This window comes from Halomonas almeriensis (assembly GCF_030409235.1).
GTDB classification, from domain to species: Bacteria; Pseudomonadota; Gammaproteobacteria; order Pseudomonadales; family Halomonadaceae; genus Halomonas; species Halomonas almeriensis.
In genome coordinates this window covers 1-14140 of record NZ_JAUFPO010000007.1, presented here as the reverse complement: position 1 = coordinate 14140, position 14140 = coordinate 1, and the positions used below count along the sequence as shown (strand labels likewise).

Annotated in this window: 15 protein-coding genes; 11 read left to right on the top strand and 4 right to left on the bottom strand. The window is 65.1% G+C overall.

Annotated features, from left to right (window positions below):
* Nucleotides 1-157 precede the first annotated feature (157 nt).
* Nucleotides 158-1210, bottom strand: a complete 1053-nt coding sequence (locus tag QWY74_RS06490; RefSeq protein ID WP_264826898.1) for a class I fructose-bisphosphate aldolase — start codon at nt 1208-1210, stop codon at nt 158-160.
* 213 nt (nt 1211-1423) lie between these two features.
* Here QWY74_RS06490 and QWY74_RS06485 point away from each other — a divergent pair, with 213 nt between their 5' ends.
* The 4 genes from QWY74_RS06485 to QWY74_RS06470 all read left to right on the top strand — a co-directional run bounded on the left by QWY74_RS06485 (nt 1424) and on the right by QWY74_RS06470 (nt 5777).
* Nucleotides 1424-2443 (top strand): type I glyceraldehyde-3-phosphate dehydrogenase, encoded by a 1020-nt coding sequence (locus QWY74_RS06485; RefSeq protein ID WP_290314021.1) that lies wholly within the window; start codon nt 1424-1426, stop codon nt 2441-2443.
* 48 nt (nt 2444-2491) lie between these two features.
* On the top strand, nt 2492-3655 hold the full coding sequence (locus QWY74_RS06480; RefSeq protein WP_264826900.1) for a phosphoglycerate kinase: 1164 nt from the start codon (nt 2492-2494) through the stop codon (nt 3653-3655).
* Between the two features lie 113 nt (nt 3656-3768).
* A complete protein-coding gene (gene fba, locus QWY74_RS06475; RefSeq protein WP_264826901.1) occupies nt 3769-4833 on the top strand; it encodes a class II fructose-bisphosphate aldolase in 1065 nt (354 codons plus the stop codon).
* Nucleotides 4834-5102: 269 nt separating this feature from the next.
* Nucleotides 5103-5777: an HAD family hydrolase gene (locus QWY74_RS06470; protein WP_264826902.1), complete on the top strand. Its 675-nt coding sequence runs from the start codon at nt 5103-5105 to the stop codon at nt 5775-5777.
* Between the two features lie 37 nt (nt 5778-5814).
* On the opposite strand, the gene QWY74_RS06465 is transcribed toward QWY74_RS06470, so the two are convergent.
* Nucleotides 5815-6102 (bottom strand): DUF4235 domain-containing protein, encoded by a 288-nt coding sequence (locus QWY74_RS06465; RefSeq protein WP_264826903.1) that lies wholly within the window; start codon nt 6100-6102, stop codon nt 5815-5817.
* Nucleotides 6103-6292: 190 nt separating this feature from the next.
* Here QWY74_RS06465 and QWY74_RS06460 point away from each other — a divergent pair, with 190 nt between their 5' ends.
* The 4 genes from QWY74_RS06460 (at nt 6293) to mnmH (ending at nt 10062) form a co-directional block, all read left to right on the top strand.
* Nucleotides 6293-7324: a sodium:calcium antiporter gene (locus tag QWY74_RS06460; RefSeq protein WP_264826904.1), complete on the top strand. Its 1032-nt coding sequence runs from the start codon at nt 6293-6295 to the stop codon at nt 7322-7324.
* Nucleotides 7325-7499: 175 nt separating this feature from the next.
* Entirely contained in the window at nt 7500-7874 is a 375-nt protein-coding gene (locus QWY74_RS06455; protein WP_264826905.1) for a translation initiation factor Sui1, read from the top strand.
* 53 nt (nt 7875-7927) lie between these two features.
* On the top strand, nt 7928-8965 hold the full coding sequence (gene selD / locus QWY74_RS06450; RefSeq protein ID WP_264826906.1) for a selenide, water dikinase SelD: 1038 nt from the start codon (nt 7928-7930) through the stop codon (nt 8963-8965).
* The gene (mnmH, locus tag QWY74_RS06445) at nt 8962-10062 is read left to right on the top strand and encodes a tRNA 2-selenouridine(34) synthase MnmH (protein ID WP_290314019.1); all 1101 of its coding nucleotides are present in this window, start codon (nt 8962-8964) and stop codon (nt 10060-10062) included. The genes selD and mnmH overlap by 4 nt, the downstream gene beginning before the upstream one ends.
* An 18-nt stretch (nt 10063-10080) precedes the next feature.
* Here mnmH and QWY74_RS06440 read toward each other — a convergent pair whose 3' ends face one another.
* Nucleotides 10081-10767, bottom strand: a complete 687-nt coding sequence (locus QWY74_RS06440) for a type 1 glutamine amidotransferase (RefSeq protein ID WP_264826909.1) — start codon at nt 10765-10767, stop codon at nt 10081-10083.
* 48 nt (nt 10768-10815) lie between these two features.
* Here QWY74_RS06440 and QWY74_RS06435 point away from each other — a divergent pair, with 48 nt between their 5' ends.
* Complete coding sequence (locus QWY74_RS06435) at nt 10816-11109, top strand: MGMT family protein (protein WP_264826910.1); 294 nt, start codon at nt 10816-10818, stop codon at nt 11107-11109.
* Between the two features lie 24 nt (nt 11110-11133).
* A complete protein-coding gene (locus QWY74_RS06430; protein WP_264826911.1) occupies nt 11134-11751 on the top strand; it encodes a YjaG family protein in 618 nt (205 codons plus the stop codon).
* Nucleotides 11752-11788: 37 nt separating this feature from the next.
* On the opposite strand, the gene QWY74_RS06425 is transcribed toward QWY74_RS06430, so the two are convergent.
* A complete protein-coding gene (locus QWY74_RS06425) occupies nt 11789-12535 on the bottom strand; it encodes a sulfite exporter TauE/SafE family protein (protein ID WP_264826912.1) in 747 nt (248 codons plus the stop codon).
* Nucleotides 12536-12821: 286 nt separating this feature from the next.
* Between QWY74_RS06425 and QWY74_RS06420 the strand changes: the two genes are divergently transcribed.
* Nucleotides 12822-13874 (top strand): potassium channel family protein, encoded by a 1053-nt coding sequence (locus tag QWY74_RS06420; RefSeq protein ID WP_264826913.1) that lies wholly within the window; start codon nt 12822-12824, stop codon nt 13872-13874.
* Nucleotides 13875-14140: the final 266 nt, after the last annotated feature.

The following is a 14140-nucleotide window of genomic DNA, read 5'->3' as shown; positions in this document are numbered from 1 at the left end:
GCCATGAGGCCATCGGCCCGGCAACCGTCAGGAACTCAAGACGAACAAAGGGGCGCGACCTACCGGCCGCGCCCCTTTCATGTCTCACGAGACTCATTCGATCCGCCCCTGAAAGCGTCGATCCATGCCGCGAGCGCCGCAATGGATCGACCTCGTATCAGGCGATAGTGATGCGGTCGTCCAGGTACACATCCTGAATGGCGTTGAGCAGCTCGACGCCCTCGGCCATCGACTTCTGGAAGGCCTTGCGACCGGAGATCAGCCCCATGCCGCCTGCGCGCTTGTTGATCACCGCGGTACGCACCGCCTCGCCCAGGTCGGAGTGCCCCTTGGAGCCGCCGCCGGAATTGATCAGGCCGGTACGCCCCATGTAGCAGTTGGCCACCTGGTAACGCGCCAGGTCGATGGGGTTGTCGGACGTCAGCTCATCGTAGACCTTGTCATGCGTATGGCCGAAGCCGACGGCGCGATAGCCGCCGTTGTTCTCGGCCAGCTTCTGCTTGACGATATCCGCCTTGAGAGTCGCGGCCATATGGATCGCCTGACCGGTCAGGTCCGACGCCACATGATAGTCCGTGCCATCCTTCTTGAACTCGGGGTTGCGCAGATAGGCCCAGAGGACCGTTACCATGCCCAACTGATGCGCCCGCTCGAAGGCCTCGCTGACTTCCTGGATCTGGCGGCGGCTTTCCGGAGAGCCGAAGTAGATGGTCGCCCCCACCGCGACACAGCCCATGGCATGGGCCTGCTCAACCTGGCCGAACAGCGTCTGGTCGTAGACCGCCGGATAGGTCAGCGTCTCGTTGTGGTTGAGCTTAACCATCATCGGAATCTTGTGGGCGTAACGACGCGCCACCGAGGCCAGCCCGCCGAGGGTCGAGGCCACGCAGTTGCAGCCACCCTCGATCGCCAGCTCGACGATATTGGCCGGATCGAAGTACAGCGGATTGGGGGAAAAGGAGGCCCCGGCGGAGTGCTCGATGCCCTGATCGACCGGCAGAATGCTGACATAACCGGTACCGCCCAGACGGCCATGGTTGTAGATGGACTGCATGTTGCGCAGTACCTGGGGGCTTCGGTCGCTGTCGGCCATCACACGGTCGATAAAGTCCGGCCCCGGCTGGTGAATCGACGTCGCCGGCACACCCCGGCATACGTGATTCAGCAGGCTGTCGGCTTCATCGCCAAGCAGCTGAGTCGTGTCAGTCATGTATTGATTCCTCTCCATGGTGGTTTGACGGATGACGAAGTCTACCCGGGGGTCTGCATCGGCTGGCGCCATCAGGCAAGACACTACCCACAGACTGCCGAAGCCACCGGAGCACGTCCAGCCACCCGGGACGCCAGGCGTGTTTTGCGGTAGACTAAGCGGCCTGTCATTTTCGGCGCCAGCACAATTTTACCGAGCTTACCGAGGCCCAACATGGCTCTTCGCATCGCCATCAATGGTTACGGCCGTATCGGCCAGTGCGTCCTGCGCGCCCTGGTCGAGCGTGGCGAGCCTGATCTCGAAGTGGTCGCCATCAATGAGCTGTCAGGGCTGGATACTATCGCCTATCTGACCCGCTATGACACCACCCATGGCCGTTTCCCCGGGGAAGTGAGCGTCGCTGGCGAGCACCTTTTCATCAACGGCCGGCCAATCCGTGTTCTCTCCGAGCCCGAGCCCACCGCCCTGCCGTGGGACGAACTGGCCATCGACCTGGTCCTCGAGTGCTCGGGGAGCTTCAAAGACCGCGCGACGGCAGAGCAGCATCTGCAGGCCGGGGCCGGGCGCCTGCTGTTCTCCCAACCGGCCGAAAGCGATGTTGACGCCACCATCGTCACCGGAATCAATGACGCCGAACTGACGCCCGACTGCCGCATCATTTCGGCGGCCTCCTGCACCACCAACTGCCTGGTGCCGGTGCTGACCGTGCTCGACGAGGCGCTGGGCCTGGAGCATGGCGTCACCACCACCATTCACTCCGCGATGAACGACCAGCCGGTGATCGATGCCTATCACCAGACCGACCTGCGCCTGACACGCTCGGCCATGCACTCCATCGTTCCCGTGGACACCGGCCTGGCGCGCGGCATCAGTCGCCTGATGCCGCAACTGGCCGAGCGTTTCGAATGCCTGCACGTGCGCGTGCCGACCATCAATGTCTCGGCCATGGACCTGTCACTCTGCGTGCGTGCCGATACCACGGCCGCCAGCGTCAACCAGTTGCTGCACAGCGCCTGTACCACTCGCCTGGCCGGGCTGCTCGGTTATACCGAAGAGCCCATGGCCTCGATCGACTTCAACCACGACCCGCGCTCGGGTATTGTGGATGCCACGCAAACCCGGGTTGCCGGTGGCCGCCTGATCAAGATGATGTGCTGGTTCGACAACGAGTGGGGGTTTGCCAATCGCATGCTTGATGTGGCCCAGCGGGTCGCCAGGCTCGGCAGCGCCTGACTTTTCACACTTGATCATTTTCGGCTTTTCAGACGAGGATTCTACTTCATGAACGTGCGCAAGATGACCGACCTCGACCTCAGCGGCAAACGTGTACTCATCCGCGAAGACCTGAACGTGCCCGTCAAGCACGGCAAGGTGACCAGCGATGCCCGCCTGCGTGCCTGCCTGCCGACCATCCAGGCCGCGCTCGACGGCGGTGCCAGGGTGATGCTGATGAGCCATCTGGGCCGGCCCACCGAGGGCGATCCCGCCGAGGAGTTTTCCCTGGCGCCGGTGGCCGAGCACCTGAGCGAGCTGCTCGAGCGCCCGGTGCGCCTGGTCAAGGACTACTTCGACACCCCGGTCGAGCTGGTGGAAGGTGAAGTGGCGCTGCTCGAGAACGTACGCTTCAACACCGGCGAGAAGAAGGACGCCGAAGGGCTTTCGCGTCAGTATGCCGCCCTCTGTGATGTCTTCGTCATGGATGCCTTCGGCACCGCCCACCGCGCCCAGTCCTCGACCCATGGGGTCGCCCGCTTTGCCTCGGAATCCTGCGCCGGCCCGCTGCTGGCCAACGAGCTGGCCGCCCTGGAGAAGGCCCTGGCCACGCCGGCACGTCCCATGACCGCCATCGTCGGCGGTTCCAAGGTCTCCACCAAGCTGGACGTCCTGACGGCACTGTCGGAGAAGTGCGACCGAATCATCGTCGGTGGCGGAATCGCCAACACCTTCATCGCCGCCGCCGGCTACAACGTCGGCAAGTCGCTGCACGAGGCCGACCTGATCGACCAGGCCAAGGCACTGATGGCCAGGGTCGAGGTCCCGCTGCCCAGCGACGTGGTGGTGGCCACCGAGTTTTCCGAAAGCGCCAGCGCGGTCACTCGGCCGATCGACCAAGTGGGTGATGACGAGATGATCCTGGACATCGGCCCAGAGACCGCCGCGCGCTTCGGCGAACAACTCAAGGCCGACGGCACCATCCTATGGAACGGCCCGGTGGGCGTCTTCGAGATCGACCAGTTCGGTCGCGGCACCGAAGCCCTTTCGCTGGCCATCGCCGAGAGTAACGCCTTCTCGATTGCCGGTGGCGGCGACACCCTGGCGGCCATCGACAAGTACGGCATTGCCGATCGCGTTTCCTACATTTCTACCGGCGGCGGTGCCTTCCTCGAATATGTCGAGGGCAAGACGCTACCCGCCGTTGCCGCCCTGGAAGCCGCGGCACAATAAGGCTCACGCCGGCGGCCCGGGTGGCGGCGCGCCCGGGCCCAGCGACATCCAATCCCGTGGCGCCCCGGTGCGCCACACCTTCAAGACCCGCTATCGACCCCAGAGGAACCTCCATGGCACTCATCAGCATGCGCCAGATGCTGGACCATGCCGCCGAACACGGCTACGGCATACCCGCTTTCAACGTCAACAACCTCGAACAGATGCGCGCCATCATGGAGGCGGCCGACGAGACCGATTCGCCGGTTCTCATTCAGGCCTCCGCCGGGGCGCGCAAATACGCCGGCGCCCCCTTCCTCAGGCACCTCATCCTGGCCGCCGTGGAAGAGTTCCCGCACATCCCGGTGGCCATGCACCAGGATCACGGCACCAGCCCCGCCGTCTGCCAGCGTTCGATTCAGCTCGGCTTTTCCTCGGTGATGATGGACGGCTCGCTGGGCGAGGACGGCAAGACCCCGACCAGCTATGACTACAACGTCGAGGTGACCCGCCGCACCGTCGAGATGGCGCATGCCTGCGGCGTCTCCGTCGAGGGCGAGCTGGGCTGCCTGGGCAGCCTGGAAACCGGCATGGCCGGCGAGGAAGACGGCGTGGGCGCCGCCGGCAAGCTCGACCACGACCAGTTGCTCACCGACCCGGAAGAGGCCGCCGAGTTCGTCAAGGCGACCCATGTGGACGCCCTGGCCATCGCCATCGGCACCAGCCACGGCGCCTACAAGTTCACCCGCCCGCCCACCGGCGACACCCTCTCCATCCAGCGCATCAAGGAGATCCACGCCCGCATCCCGGAAACACACCTGGTGATGCATGGCTCATCTTCCGTGCCACAGGAGTGGCTGGAGGTGATCAATGAGCACGGCGGCCAGATTCCGGAGACCTATGGCGTGCCGGTCGAGGAAATCGTCGAGGGCATCAAACACGGCGTTCGCAAGGTGAATATCGACACCGACCTGCGCCTGGCCTCCACCGCCGCGGTGCGCCGCTTCCTGGCCGAGAACCCGGCCGAGTTCGACCCGCGCAAGTTCCTCAAGGCCAGCACCGCCGCCATGAAGGAGGTCTGCAAGGCCCGCTACGAGGCTTTCGGTACCGCCGGCAACGCGTCCAGGATCAAGCCGATCAATCTCGAGGAGATGTTCCTGCGCTACGAGCGTGGCGAACTGGCTCCGCGCGTGACCTGATCGGGTTCGGCACTCGACCGGCGAGGGGCGGCACTTGGCCGCCCCTTTTTGTGGGCGTATCGCGCGGCGACAGTTCGCGGGTTTCGGATGCGAACACCCGAGTATCGCCCGGCATGGCGGCTCTCACCGGGGTATCGAAAGGGCAACGATGATGAAGCATTGAAAAACAGTGTTCACAAAATGCCGAACATAGTCTTTAATTAACGGCAAGCATCCTTTGGTCCTGCATCGTGTTCGCTTATCAACATCTACAACAAGGCTCAGTAACAATGCGCCCTCTCTGCCTGCTCTTCGATTGCGATGGCACCCTGGTCGACAGCGAACCGCTGCTGGCCGACGAGATGGCGACCAGCCTGAACGCCGTGGGCCTGCCCTTCGACGCCGGCGACTATATCGGAGAGTTCCGCGGCGCACGCTTCCGGCATATCGTCGCCGAACTGGAGCGCCGTCACGGCGAGGTCGATGCCGCCCGGCTGGACCCTCTGGAACGCGAGATGCGCCGCAACCTCAACCGGCGCCTAGCAACCGACCTCAAACCCATCGAGGGCGCCACCGAGGCCCTGGCCGCCTTGTCGAAGATCCCCATGGGCGTGGTCTCCAACGGCCCGGAAACCAAGATCCGCACGTCCCTGGAGGCGACCGGGCTGGCCGAGCTGTTCGGCAAGTGTCTGTTCAGTGCCTACGATGCCCAGTGCTGGAAACCCGACCCCTGCATCTACCTGCATGCTGCCAGCATCATGGGCTTTGCCGCCGCCGACTGCGTGGCCATCGATGATTCCCTGGTCGGCGTCGAGTCGGCGCTGGCCGCCGGCATGACGGTCATCCATCTCAATCGCTTCCCGGATGTCGAGGAAACGCCGGAAGGCGCCATCGGCATCACCAGCATGTTTCAACTGCCCACCGTGATCGCACGCCTTTCCCAGCCCAGCGTGATGGTCAACTGAGCCAGAGCAAAGCCCGGTAGCCGGGGCAGCGTCCGGCTCAGTCTTCGAGATGCTTCAGCAAGCGCCGCGTTCGACCACGCTCGCCTCGCCGCCGGGCTTCCTCGCCCAGACGACTGCCTGCCACACGGGCCACGCCCACCACCGCGCCGCTTGCCATGCCCCAGAGCAGCGCATCGCGCCAGCGCGTATCACGACGAGCGGGATTTTCGGGAGGCGTATCACCGGTGGTTCTGCGGTAGGCCTCGCGGGCCGAGCGACGTGTCAGAAGGCTGGCGCCCATGACCGCCGTGTAACCGACCACTGACCAGAGCATGTGGCGTTTCATGACTTGACGACCTCCGCTGAACACTGTGAACTGGCGAGCCAATGTCGCCCATGTCCGCATCATGGCAGGGCGAGAACCTGATCGTCCAGCAATGCCCAGCAGGAGCCCAAATGCCCGAACCCGCCTGTGACCGGGCCAGATTCCACGCTTGCCCCCTTCCCCCTTGTCTGACGCTGGAGGGGCTGCGTTCGTGTTGACCAACCTTCCCCTGGGCACCGCCATTACTCTCTTCTTGGGCTGCACCCTGGTGATCGGCGTGGCCGGCACCAAGCTAACGCGAATCGTCGATGATCTCGCCGACCGAACCGGACTCGGCGAAGCCATTGCCGGCGCCGTCTTGCTGGGCATGGCCACCTCTCTCTCGGGACTGGTGCTGTCGGTGTCCGCGGCCCTCGACGACAAGCCCACCCTGGCCATGAGCAATGCGCTGGGCGGCATCGCCGTGCAGACCCTCTTCCTGACCATCGCCGACCTGGTTCACCGGCGCGCCAACCTGGAACATGCGGCGGCCTCCATCGGCAACCTCATGCAGGGTGGGCTGCTGCTGTGCCTGCTGTCGCTGGTGCTGGTAGGGCGCTTCGCCCCAGAGTGGACCCTGTGGCAGGTTCATCCGATCACGCCATTACTGCTGATTGCCTATCTGTACGGCCTGCGCCTGGCGGACCGGACCAAGGACCGACCGATGTGGCGGCCAGCCAACACCCGGGAAACACAGCCCGAAACCCCGGATGAACAGGCCATGACCCGCTCGGCCCTGAACCTGTGGCTGAGCTTTATCGGCCTGGCCCTGGCGCTCGCCGTCAGTGGCTTTCTGCTCGAGCGTGCCGCCTCCGTGATCGCCTCGGCGACCGGCCTTGGCCAATCCGTGGTCGGCGCTCTGATGACCGCTGTGGTGACGTCACTGCCCGAGCTGGTCACCTCGGTGGCCGCGGTGCGACGTGGCGCCCTGACCCTGGCCGTGGCCGGCATCATCGGCGGCAATGCCTTCGACACGCTTTTCGTTGCCGCCTCGGATGTGGCCTATCGCGGTGGCTCGATCTATCACGCCATCGCCGACCCAGTGGCGCTGTGGGTCGCCCTTTCGCTGCTGATGACCGCCATTCTGATGGTCGGCATGATCCACCGCGAGCGCGAAGGCCCGGGGCGCATCGGGTTCGAGAGTCTGGGCATCGCGCTGTGTTACCTGGTGGGGGCCCTGTCGCTGGTCTTCACCTCCGGCTAGACACCGGGCGAGCTCGACTTGCCGCGCCGTGGCACGCCATGAGCGCGGAGGCCGCTGCTCGCGGCATCATCCACAGGGCATGAAAGCCATCCGGCTGTGGATAACCTGACATGCCTTAGCGTCGCCTGACGCGTTACCATGGTCAACAAAGCCATGACGAGATGAGGAGCCCGAGATGGCATCTCTGCGCGACCAACTGAGCGGGCTGGTGTACTCGACTGAGCACGGCGATACCTGTCCGGACTGTCGGCAGCCGGTGGAGGAGTGCCGCTGTGCCGACGCCGCCGAGGATGAGCGCTTGTCGGCGCTGGATGGCATCGTGCGCCTGCGGCGTGAAACCAAGGGCCGCAAGGGCAAGGGCGTGACCCTGGTGGAAGGGGTGCCGCTCAAGACCGAGGAGCTCAGGACCCTGGCCAAGGCCCTCAAGAAGCGCTGTGGCACCGGCGGCGCCCTAAAGGAGGGCGTAATCGAGATCCAGGGGGATCAGCGCGATGCCCTGCAGGAAGAGCTCGAGAAGCGCGGTTTCAAGGTCAAGCGCGCCGGCGGCTGATCCCCCGGGCTTACACGTGCGATACATCAGGCCCATCTGCCAAGGAGACCCCAATGAGTGCGATCCGCTTGACCCAATACAGTCACGGCGCCGGCTGCGGCTGCAAGATCGCCCCCGACGTACTGGACAGCATCCTGTCCAGGGCCGGTCCCGGCACCTCGAGCTCGCAACTGATCGTCGGCAACCAAGGGCGCGAGGATGCAGCGGTCTATGACCTGGGAGACGGCCGCGGCATGATTGCCACCACCGATTTTTTCATGCCGATTGTCGACGACCCCTTCGATTTCGGCCGCATCGCTGCCACCAATGCCATCAGTGATGTCTTCGCCATGGGCGGCTCGCCGGTCATGGCGCTGGGTATCCTGGGCTGGCCGCTGGACAAGCTCGGCGCGGAGATCGCCGGGGACGTGGTTGGCGGCGCCCAGGCCGTGTGCCGAGAACTGGGGCTGGCACTGGCCGGCGGGCACTCCATCGATGCTCCGGAGCCGATCTTCGGCCTGGCGGTCAACGGCCTGGTCGACCTCGAGCACCTCAAGCTCAACAAGGGGGCCAGGCCCGGTGACCTGCTCTATCTGACCAAGCCGCTCGGCGTGGGCATGCTGACCACGGCGGAGAAGCAGGGCCGCCTGGAGCCCGGTCATCAGGGTCTGGCCCGCCGCACCATGCTCGAGACCAACCGCATCGGCATGGCGTTGGCACGCATCCAGGGCGTGCATGCCATGACCGACGTCACCGGCTTCGGCCTGGCCGGCCACCTGGCCGAGATGTGCGAGGCCAGCGGCGTGGCGGCACGCATCGACTTCCGCCGACTGCCGCGCCTGGCCGAGGCCGAGGCCTATCGGCGCCAGGGTGCGGTGCCCGGCGGCTCGGGACGCAACCGCGAGGCCCTCGGCAAGGCCCTGCCAGCCATGGACGAGGCGCACTGGCAGTGGTTGTGCGACCCCCAGACCTCCGGCGGGCTGCTGCTCTCGGTACACCCGTCCTGGGAGGACGATATCGAACGCCTCGGGCGGGAATATGGCCTCGCGCTCGAATCCTTCGGGGAAGTCGTCACGGCCCGTGGCGAGGCGCGTATCGAGGTGCGGGGATGAACCCCGAGCTGATCGAGCCCGATCTGGCGTTACTGCAGGCAGGCAAGGTGCTGGTCGATGTGCGCGCGCCGGTGGAGTTCCGCCAGGGCGCCCTGCCGGGAGCCGTCAACCTGCCGCTGATGAACGATGAGGAACGTCATCGAGTCGGCATCGAGTACAAGCAGGCCGGTCAGCAGGCGGCCATCGCGCTGGGCGAGCGACTGGTGGCGGGCGATGTGCGCCGCGAGCGGATCGCCGCCTGGCAGGCACTGGTGGAACGCCACCCGGACGCCATCATCTACTGCTTTCGCGGCGGGCTTCGCTCACGGATTGCCCAGCAATGGCTGGCCGAGGCGGGCATGCCACGGCCGCGCATCCAGGGGGGCTGGAAGGCCATGCGCCAGGCCTTGTGTGCGCGCATCGATGCCGCCGCCGAGCAGCCCCAGCTGGTGGTCGGCGGCCTCACCGGCTGTGCCAAGACCAGCCTGATTAAGGCCCTCGAGTGCGGGCTGGATCTCGAGGCCTGCGCCCGCCACAAGGGCTCGGCCTTTGGCCGACATCCTCTGGAGGCGCCGTCACAGATCGACTTCGAGCACGACATGGGGCGGCGCCTACTGGGGCTACCCGGGCCGCTGGTCCTGGAGGACGAGTCCCGCCAGATCGGCGTCGCCAACATCCCGTTGACCTTCTGGCGAGGCATGCAGCAGGCACCCCGCCTCCGCGTGGAGATGCCGCTGGACTGGCGGCTGGAGCAAATTCACAAGGATTATATCGAGGATCTGTGGGCGGTCTATCAGGGGCAGTTCGGCGACTGGCTGGGCTGGCGCCTGATGCGCAAGCAGTTGTCCAGTGCTCTTCTGCGCCTGCGCAAGCGGCTCGGCAGCGCCCGGCTGGCTCGCCTGCAGCGCCTGCAGGAACTCGCCTTCCGCGAGCACGAGCGCGGCAACCCCAGAGCCCACGAAGCCTGGCTAGCGCCCCTGCTGACCGAGTACTACGATCCGATGTACCGCTATCAGCTGGAGAAGCACCACGACCAGCACTTCCTACACGTCGGCGACTGGGAAAGCTGCCTGGCCGCCGCGCAGGACTGGGCGGCTCGCCAGAGCGCCACGGCCTGACCCGGAGCAAGGCGTCGCTCAGCGCGGCACGCTGGCCAGCCACTGGGAAAGCAGGCGATCCAGCAACGGCGCCTGGCGATCGAAACGTCGCGCGTCGTCGAGCATGGCCGGGCGCGACTGCACATAGGGGCCGCTATCCAGCGCGGGCCGATGCGCCAGCATGGACTCAACACTCGCCGGAGTGGCCTCGAGGTGACAGAGCAGACCGATCACCCGGTGGGCATCCCAGCTGAAGCCCTGCATGGGGCTGGCCTCACTGCCCCCCAGCGGCAGGGCTTCCTCGGGCAACGCAAAGATATCGCGATGCCACATGAACGCCTCGAAGACCTCGGGCAGATCGAAGGGGCTTTGCGGCGCCAAATGCACCCGGTGCCAGCCACGCTCGGCATGGGTGCCGCCGGACACCACGGCGCCCAGTGCCTCGGCAATGCGTCGAGCGCCGTAGCCCACCCCCAGCAGGGGTTTGCGGCCGTCCAGCGCCCGATCGATCAGCTTGTTCTCGGGGCGCGGCCAGGGCGCTGCGGGGTCGACTTGCCGCTCCTCCGGCCCATCCAGCACGATGAGCCCGTCGGCATCCTTGAGCTTCGGGGTCAATTCGCCGTCATGCAGATGGAAAACGGTATGACTATGCCCCATGCTATCCAGCCAGTCGGCGATTCGAGCAGGCCCCTGGTGCGGGCTGTGCTGCAGCAGATGAAAATGCATGTCAGACCTCGCGGATGGCATGAAGGACGGATTGGAGCGAAAGGGTACATGAAGCCTGCCCTCAAGGAACAGATTCTGACCATTCTGGCCGAGATTCCTCACGGCCGGGTGACCACCTACGGGCGGATCGCCGCCATGAACGAGGGTGCCACTCCGCGCCTAGTCGCCAGGGCACTGCGCGAGCTGCCCGCCGGTCACGGCCTGCCCTGGTTCCGCGTCATCACCGCGTCACGCCGGCTGGCTGACCACCCCGGCGCCGACGAACAAGGCCGCCGCCTGATCGAGGAAGGCGTAGCCTTCGACCAGCGCGGCCGGGTTGCCCCGGAACGCCTCTGGCCCTGAGCAAGATGTCACACAGGAGATTGCATGTCCTCGTCACCCTCCGGTTTTTTTGACCGACTCCAGGCCCTGCCGCCGCGCGGCCAGCAGGCTTTCATGGCCGCGCTCTGCGAGCGCCTGGTGCCCAACTATGCCCTCTATGCCGAGACCAGCGGTCACGGCGACCCCCAGGCCCTGCGCGCGATACTGGCCCTGGTCTGGGAGCAACTGAGCGTCAAGGAGGCGCGCATCGACTTCGAGCGCCAGGCCGAAAAGCTGGCCGAGCTGGAGCCTCCCGCCGAGGACGACAGCTTTGGCGCACGACGCGCCCTGGAGGCCGTGGTCGCTCTCTCCTCGCTGCTCGATACGCTGCGCGGCGATGCCCCCGGCTCGATCCTCGAGGTCAGCCGCACTTCGCGGGGCGGGGTCCGCGCCTTCATCGAACTGACCGAGGGCGAGGAGGATGCCGAGAAGCTGGCGCAACTGGCCCGCGAGCACCCCCTCATGATCGAGGAAAACGACTTCCAGGACGCCGCGCTCGAAGCCGCCCAGGCCAGACTCGACAAAGACGCCATCAAGGCAATGCGAACGCTCGGGCGCAATGACGGCGTCAGCAACCTGGGCCTGAGTGCCGATGACGCCAGTGACGCGGCCCCGCCGCGCTGACGCGACAGGCCGGCACCCGAGGCGCTCCGCCAGCGCCTCACCCGAGCAAAAGCCGCAGGATGATGGCGGCAATCACCGCCAAGGTCAGCCAACGGACCACCAGGGCGCCACGCGGGCTGACATTGACCTTCACCGCCAGCCAGGCCCCGGTCATGCTGCCCGCCGCCATCAGCAGGCCATACCCCCAGCGCACCTGGTCGTTGAGCACGAAAAGCGCCAGCGCCGGCAGGGTATAGATCAGCACGATCAGCACCTTGAAGACATTCACCTGCGCCAGGTCAATACGCAGCATGCGATACAGCACCACGATAAACAGGACCCCTACTCCCACCTGAATGAAACCACCATAGAGGCCGATGGCGAACATCGCCAGATAGACCGCCGGCGTCAGTCGCGCCGGGGTCAGCGCCCGGGTATCGAGCGGCGCTTGGGGCAGCAGCATCAGCAGCGCCGCACCACTCATCACCACGATGAGAATCGCCTCGAACAGCGCATCGCCGGTGCGCAGGGCCAGCCAGGCGCCCGCCAGCGAGCCCGCCACCGCCGGTAACGCGAGGCGCAGCGAGAGGCCGAGATGGTGCGCCCCGGCACGCACAAAATGATAGACCGCCGAGACGCTCTGCAGCGCGATGGAGACGCGATTGGTGCCGTTGGCGACCTGCGGCGGCAACTCCATGAACATCAGTAACGGCAGGGTCAGCATGGAGCCGCCGGCCGAGAGTACATTGATGAAACCAGCCAGGCTGCCGATCAGCAGCAGCGCCAGCGCCTCGACCAGGGTCATAGCAGGGTCCTTGGATGATGGCGGGCAGTCCGCGCCCCTTGGCTACACAAGGGCGTGATGCGCGTTGCCAGCTCCGCCCTTTTTTGCCAATATACCGGCGCTTCGGACGCGGCTAAAGGACGGCCGCCGACACAGCACTGGCGGACCCTGGCCCCTCGGCGCAAGCCGCTCATGGAACCGCTGGCACGACAGTTGTCACGGATGAACGGACACGGTCAATGCGACCAACTTCCCCCTTTCCCTGACACCTTCGCCCACTTCGGAAGGCCCGGGAAAACGACTCAGCATGCATATACTGTACAAAGTCAAACAACTGCTGATTCGCCATTTCATCGAGCTCAAGTGGTACAACCTGCTGCTGGCTCTGATGTTCTACCTGGTGGCCAGCTGGCTGCTGATGTGGCTGTGCGGGGAAGCTGATATTGTCGCCCCCGGCAACTTCTTCTACTGGATCGTGGTGACGGCCTCCACCGTCGGCTATGGCGATTTCTCGCCGGTCACCTCGGCCGGCAAGTGGGTAACCAGCCTGTTTGTCCTTCCCCTGGGGCTGGGGCTCTTCGGTATTCTCATTGGCCGCCTGGCGGCCCATATTTCCTTCTTGTGGAGAAAGGGCGTGATGGGTCTGGATTCTCTGGATTACGACCAGCATATCCTGGTGATTGGCTGGAACGAGGAACACACGCTGCAGTTGTTGAAACTCCTGCTGCGCGAGCTCGACTATCAAGCCGACAAGCGCCCGCTGGCCTTGTGCGTGCGGACCGAGATGGAAAACCCCATCCCCGACCGGATCGGCTTTGTGCGGGTGGCAAGCTTCACCGACGAAGCCGACATGAAGCGCGCCGGCGTCGACAGAGCGGCACGCATCATCATCGACTGTCAGGACGATGACGCCACCTCCTCGGCGGCCCTGTTCGTCTGCAATGCCAACTCCGAGGCCCATGTCATCACCTATTTCAACAACCAGAACATGGGGCATTTGCTCAAGCGCCACCTGCCCAATATCGAGCCGATGCCCTCCGTTGCCACCGAAATGCTCGCCAAGGCGGCCATGGATCCGGGCTCCAGTCGTGTGCAGCACGAGCTGCTGAGTGTCGACAAGGGCATGACGCAATATTCCATCGAGTATGCCGGTGAGCAAAGCGTCGAACTCAAGGCGCTCTTTCACCTCTTCAAGGAACGCTACGACGCGACACTGATCGGCGTGGCCGCCAGTCACTACGACCCGATTGCCATCAATCCCTCGCTGTCCATGCAGGTCGCGCCGGGGAGTGTGCTGTATTACATCGCCGATGAACGCATCAATGATTTCAACTGGGCGCTGGATGGCACCCGGACATGATTCACGAGGTCCTCAAGGGCGGGCACTCCAGCCCATCCAAATTGAGTTTGGCCTCAGGGGCAATCGGCGAGCCCTGCAGACGTCATTGTTGAGACATCTGAAACGGTAGGCACGTCACACCTGCCAGAGGCACAGCCCGCCATCGCCGGCGGGGTTGGCGGGCGGGGAAACCCTGTAAACTGCGTTCTGGGGATCCCTAGATGTGTAAACCCACCAGGTTGTTCACGGAAAGGCCCAGCCGGCTAACTGGAGGATGGTAATCGAGA

What these genes read in the sequence shown, in the direction of transcription:
- QWY74_RS06465 (WP_264826903.1), bottom strand. Translation starts at nt 6,102, where the DNA reads ATGAAACGCCACATGCTCTGGTCAGTGGTCGGTTACACGGCGGTCATG.
- QWY74_RS06480 (WP_264826900.1), top strand. Translation starts at nt 2,492, where the DNA reads ATGAACGTGCGCAAGATGACCGACCTCGACCTCAGCGGCAAACGTGTA.
- QWY74_RS06425 (WP_264826912.1), bottom strand. Translation starts at nt 12,535, where the DNA reads ATGACCCTGGTCGAGGCGCTGGCGCTGCTGCTGATCGGCAGCCTGGCT.
- selD (WP_264826906.1), top strand. Translation starts at nt 7,928, where the DNA reads ATGAGTGCGATCCGCTTGACCCAATACAGTCACGGCGCCGGCTGCGGC.
- QWY74_RS06490 (WP_264826898.1), bottom strand. Translation starts at nt 1,210, where the DNA reads ATGACTGACACGACTCAGCTGCTTGGCGATGAAGCCGACAGCCTGCTG.
- QWY74_RS06430 (WP_264826911.1), top strand. Translation starts at nt 11,134, where the DNA reads ATGTCCTCGTCACCCTCCGGTTTTTTTGACCGACTCCAGGCCCTGCCG.
- fba (WP_264826901.1), top strand. Translation starts at nt 3,769, where the DNA reads ATGGCACTCATCAGCATGCGCCAGATGCTGGACCATGCCGCCGAACAC.
- QWY74_RS06455 (WP_264826905.1), top strand. Translation starts at nt 7,500, where the DNA reads ATGGCATCTCTGCGCGACCAACTGAGCGGGCTGGTGTACTCGACTGAG.
- mnmH (WP_290314019.1), top strand. Translation starts at nt 8,962, where the DNA reads ATGAACCCCGAGCTGATCGAGCCCGATCTGGCGTTACTGCAGGCAGGC.
- QWY74_RS06420 (WP_264826913.1), top strand. Translation starts at nt 12,822, where the DNA reads ATGCATATACTGTACAAAGTCAAACAACTGCTGATTCGCCATTTCATC.
- QWY74_RS06435 (WP_264826910.1), top strand. Translation starts at nt 10,816, where the DNA reads ATGAAGCCTGCCCTCAAGGAACAGATTCTGACCATTCTGGCCGAGATT.
- QWY74_RS06470 (WP_264826902.1), top strand. Translation starts at nt 5,103, where the DNA reads ATGCGCCCTCTCTGCCTGCTCTTCGATTGCGATGGCACCCTGGTCGAC.
- QWY74_RS06485 (WP_290314021.1), top strand. Translation starts at nt 1,424, where the DNA reads ATGGCTCTTCGCATCGCCATCAATGGTTACGGCCGTATCGGCCAGTGC.
- QWY74_RS06440 (WP_264826909.1), bottom strand. Translation starts at nt 10,767, where the DNA reads ATGCATTTTCATCTGCTGCAGCACAGCCCGCACCAGGGGCCTGCTCGA.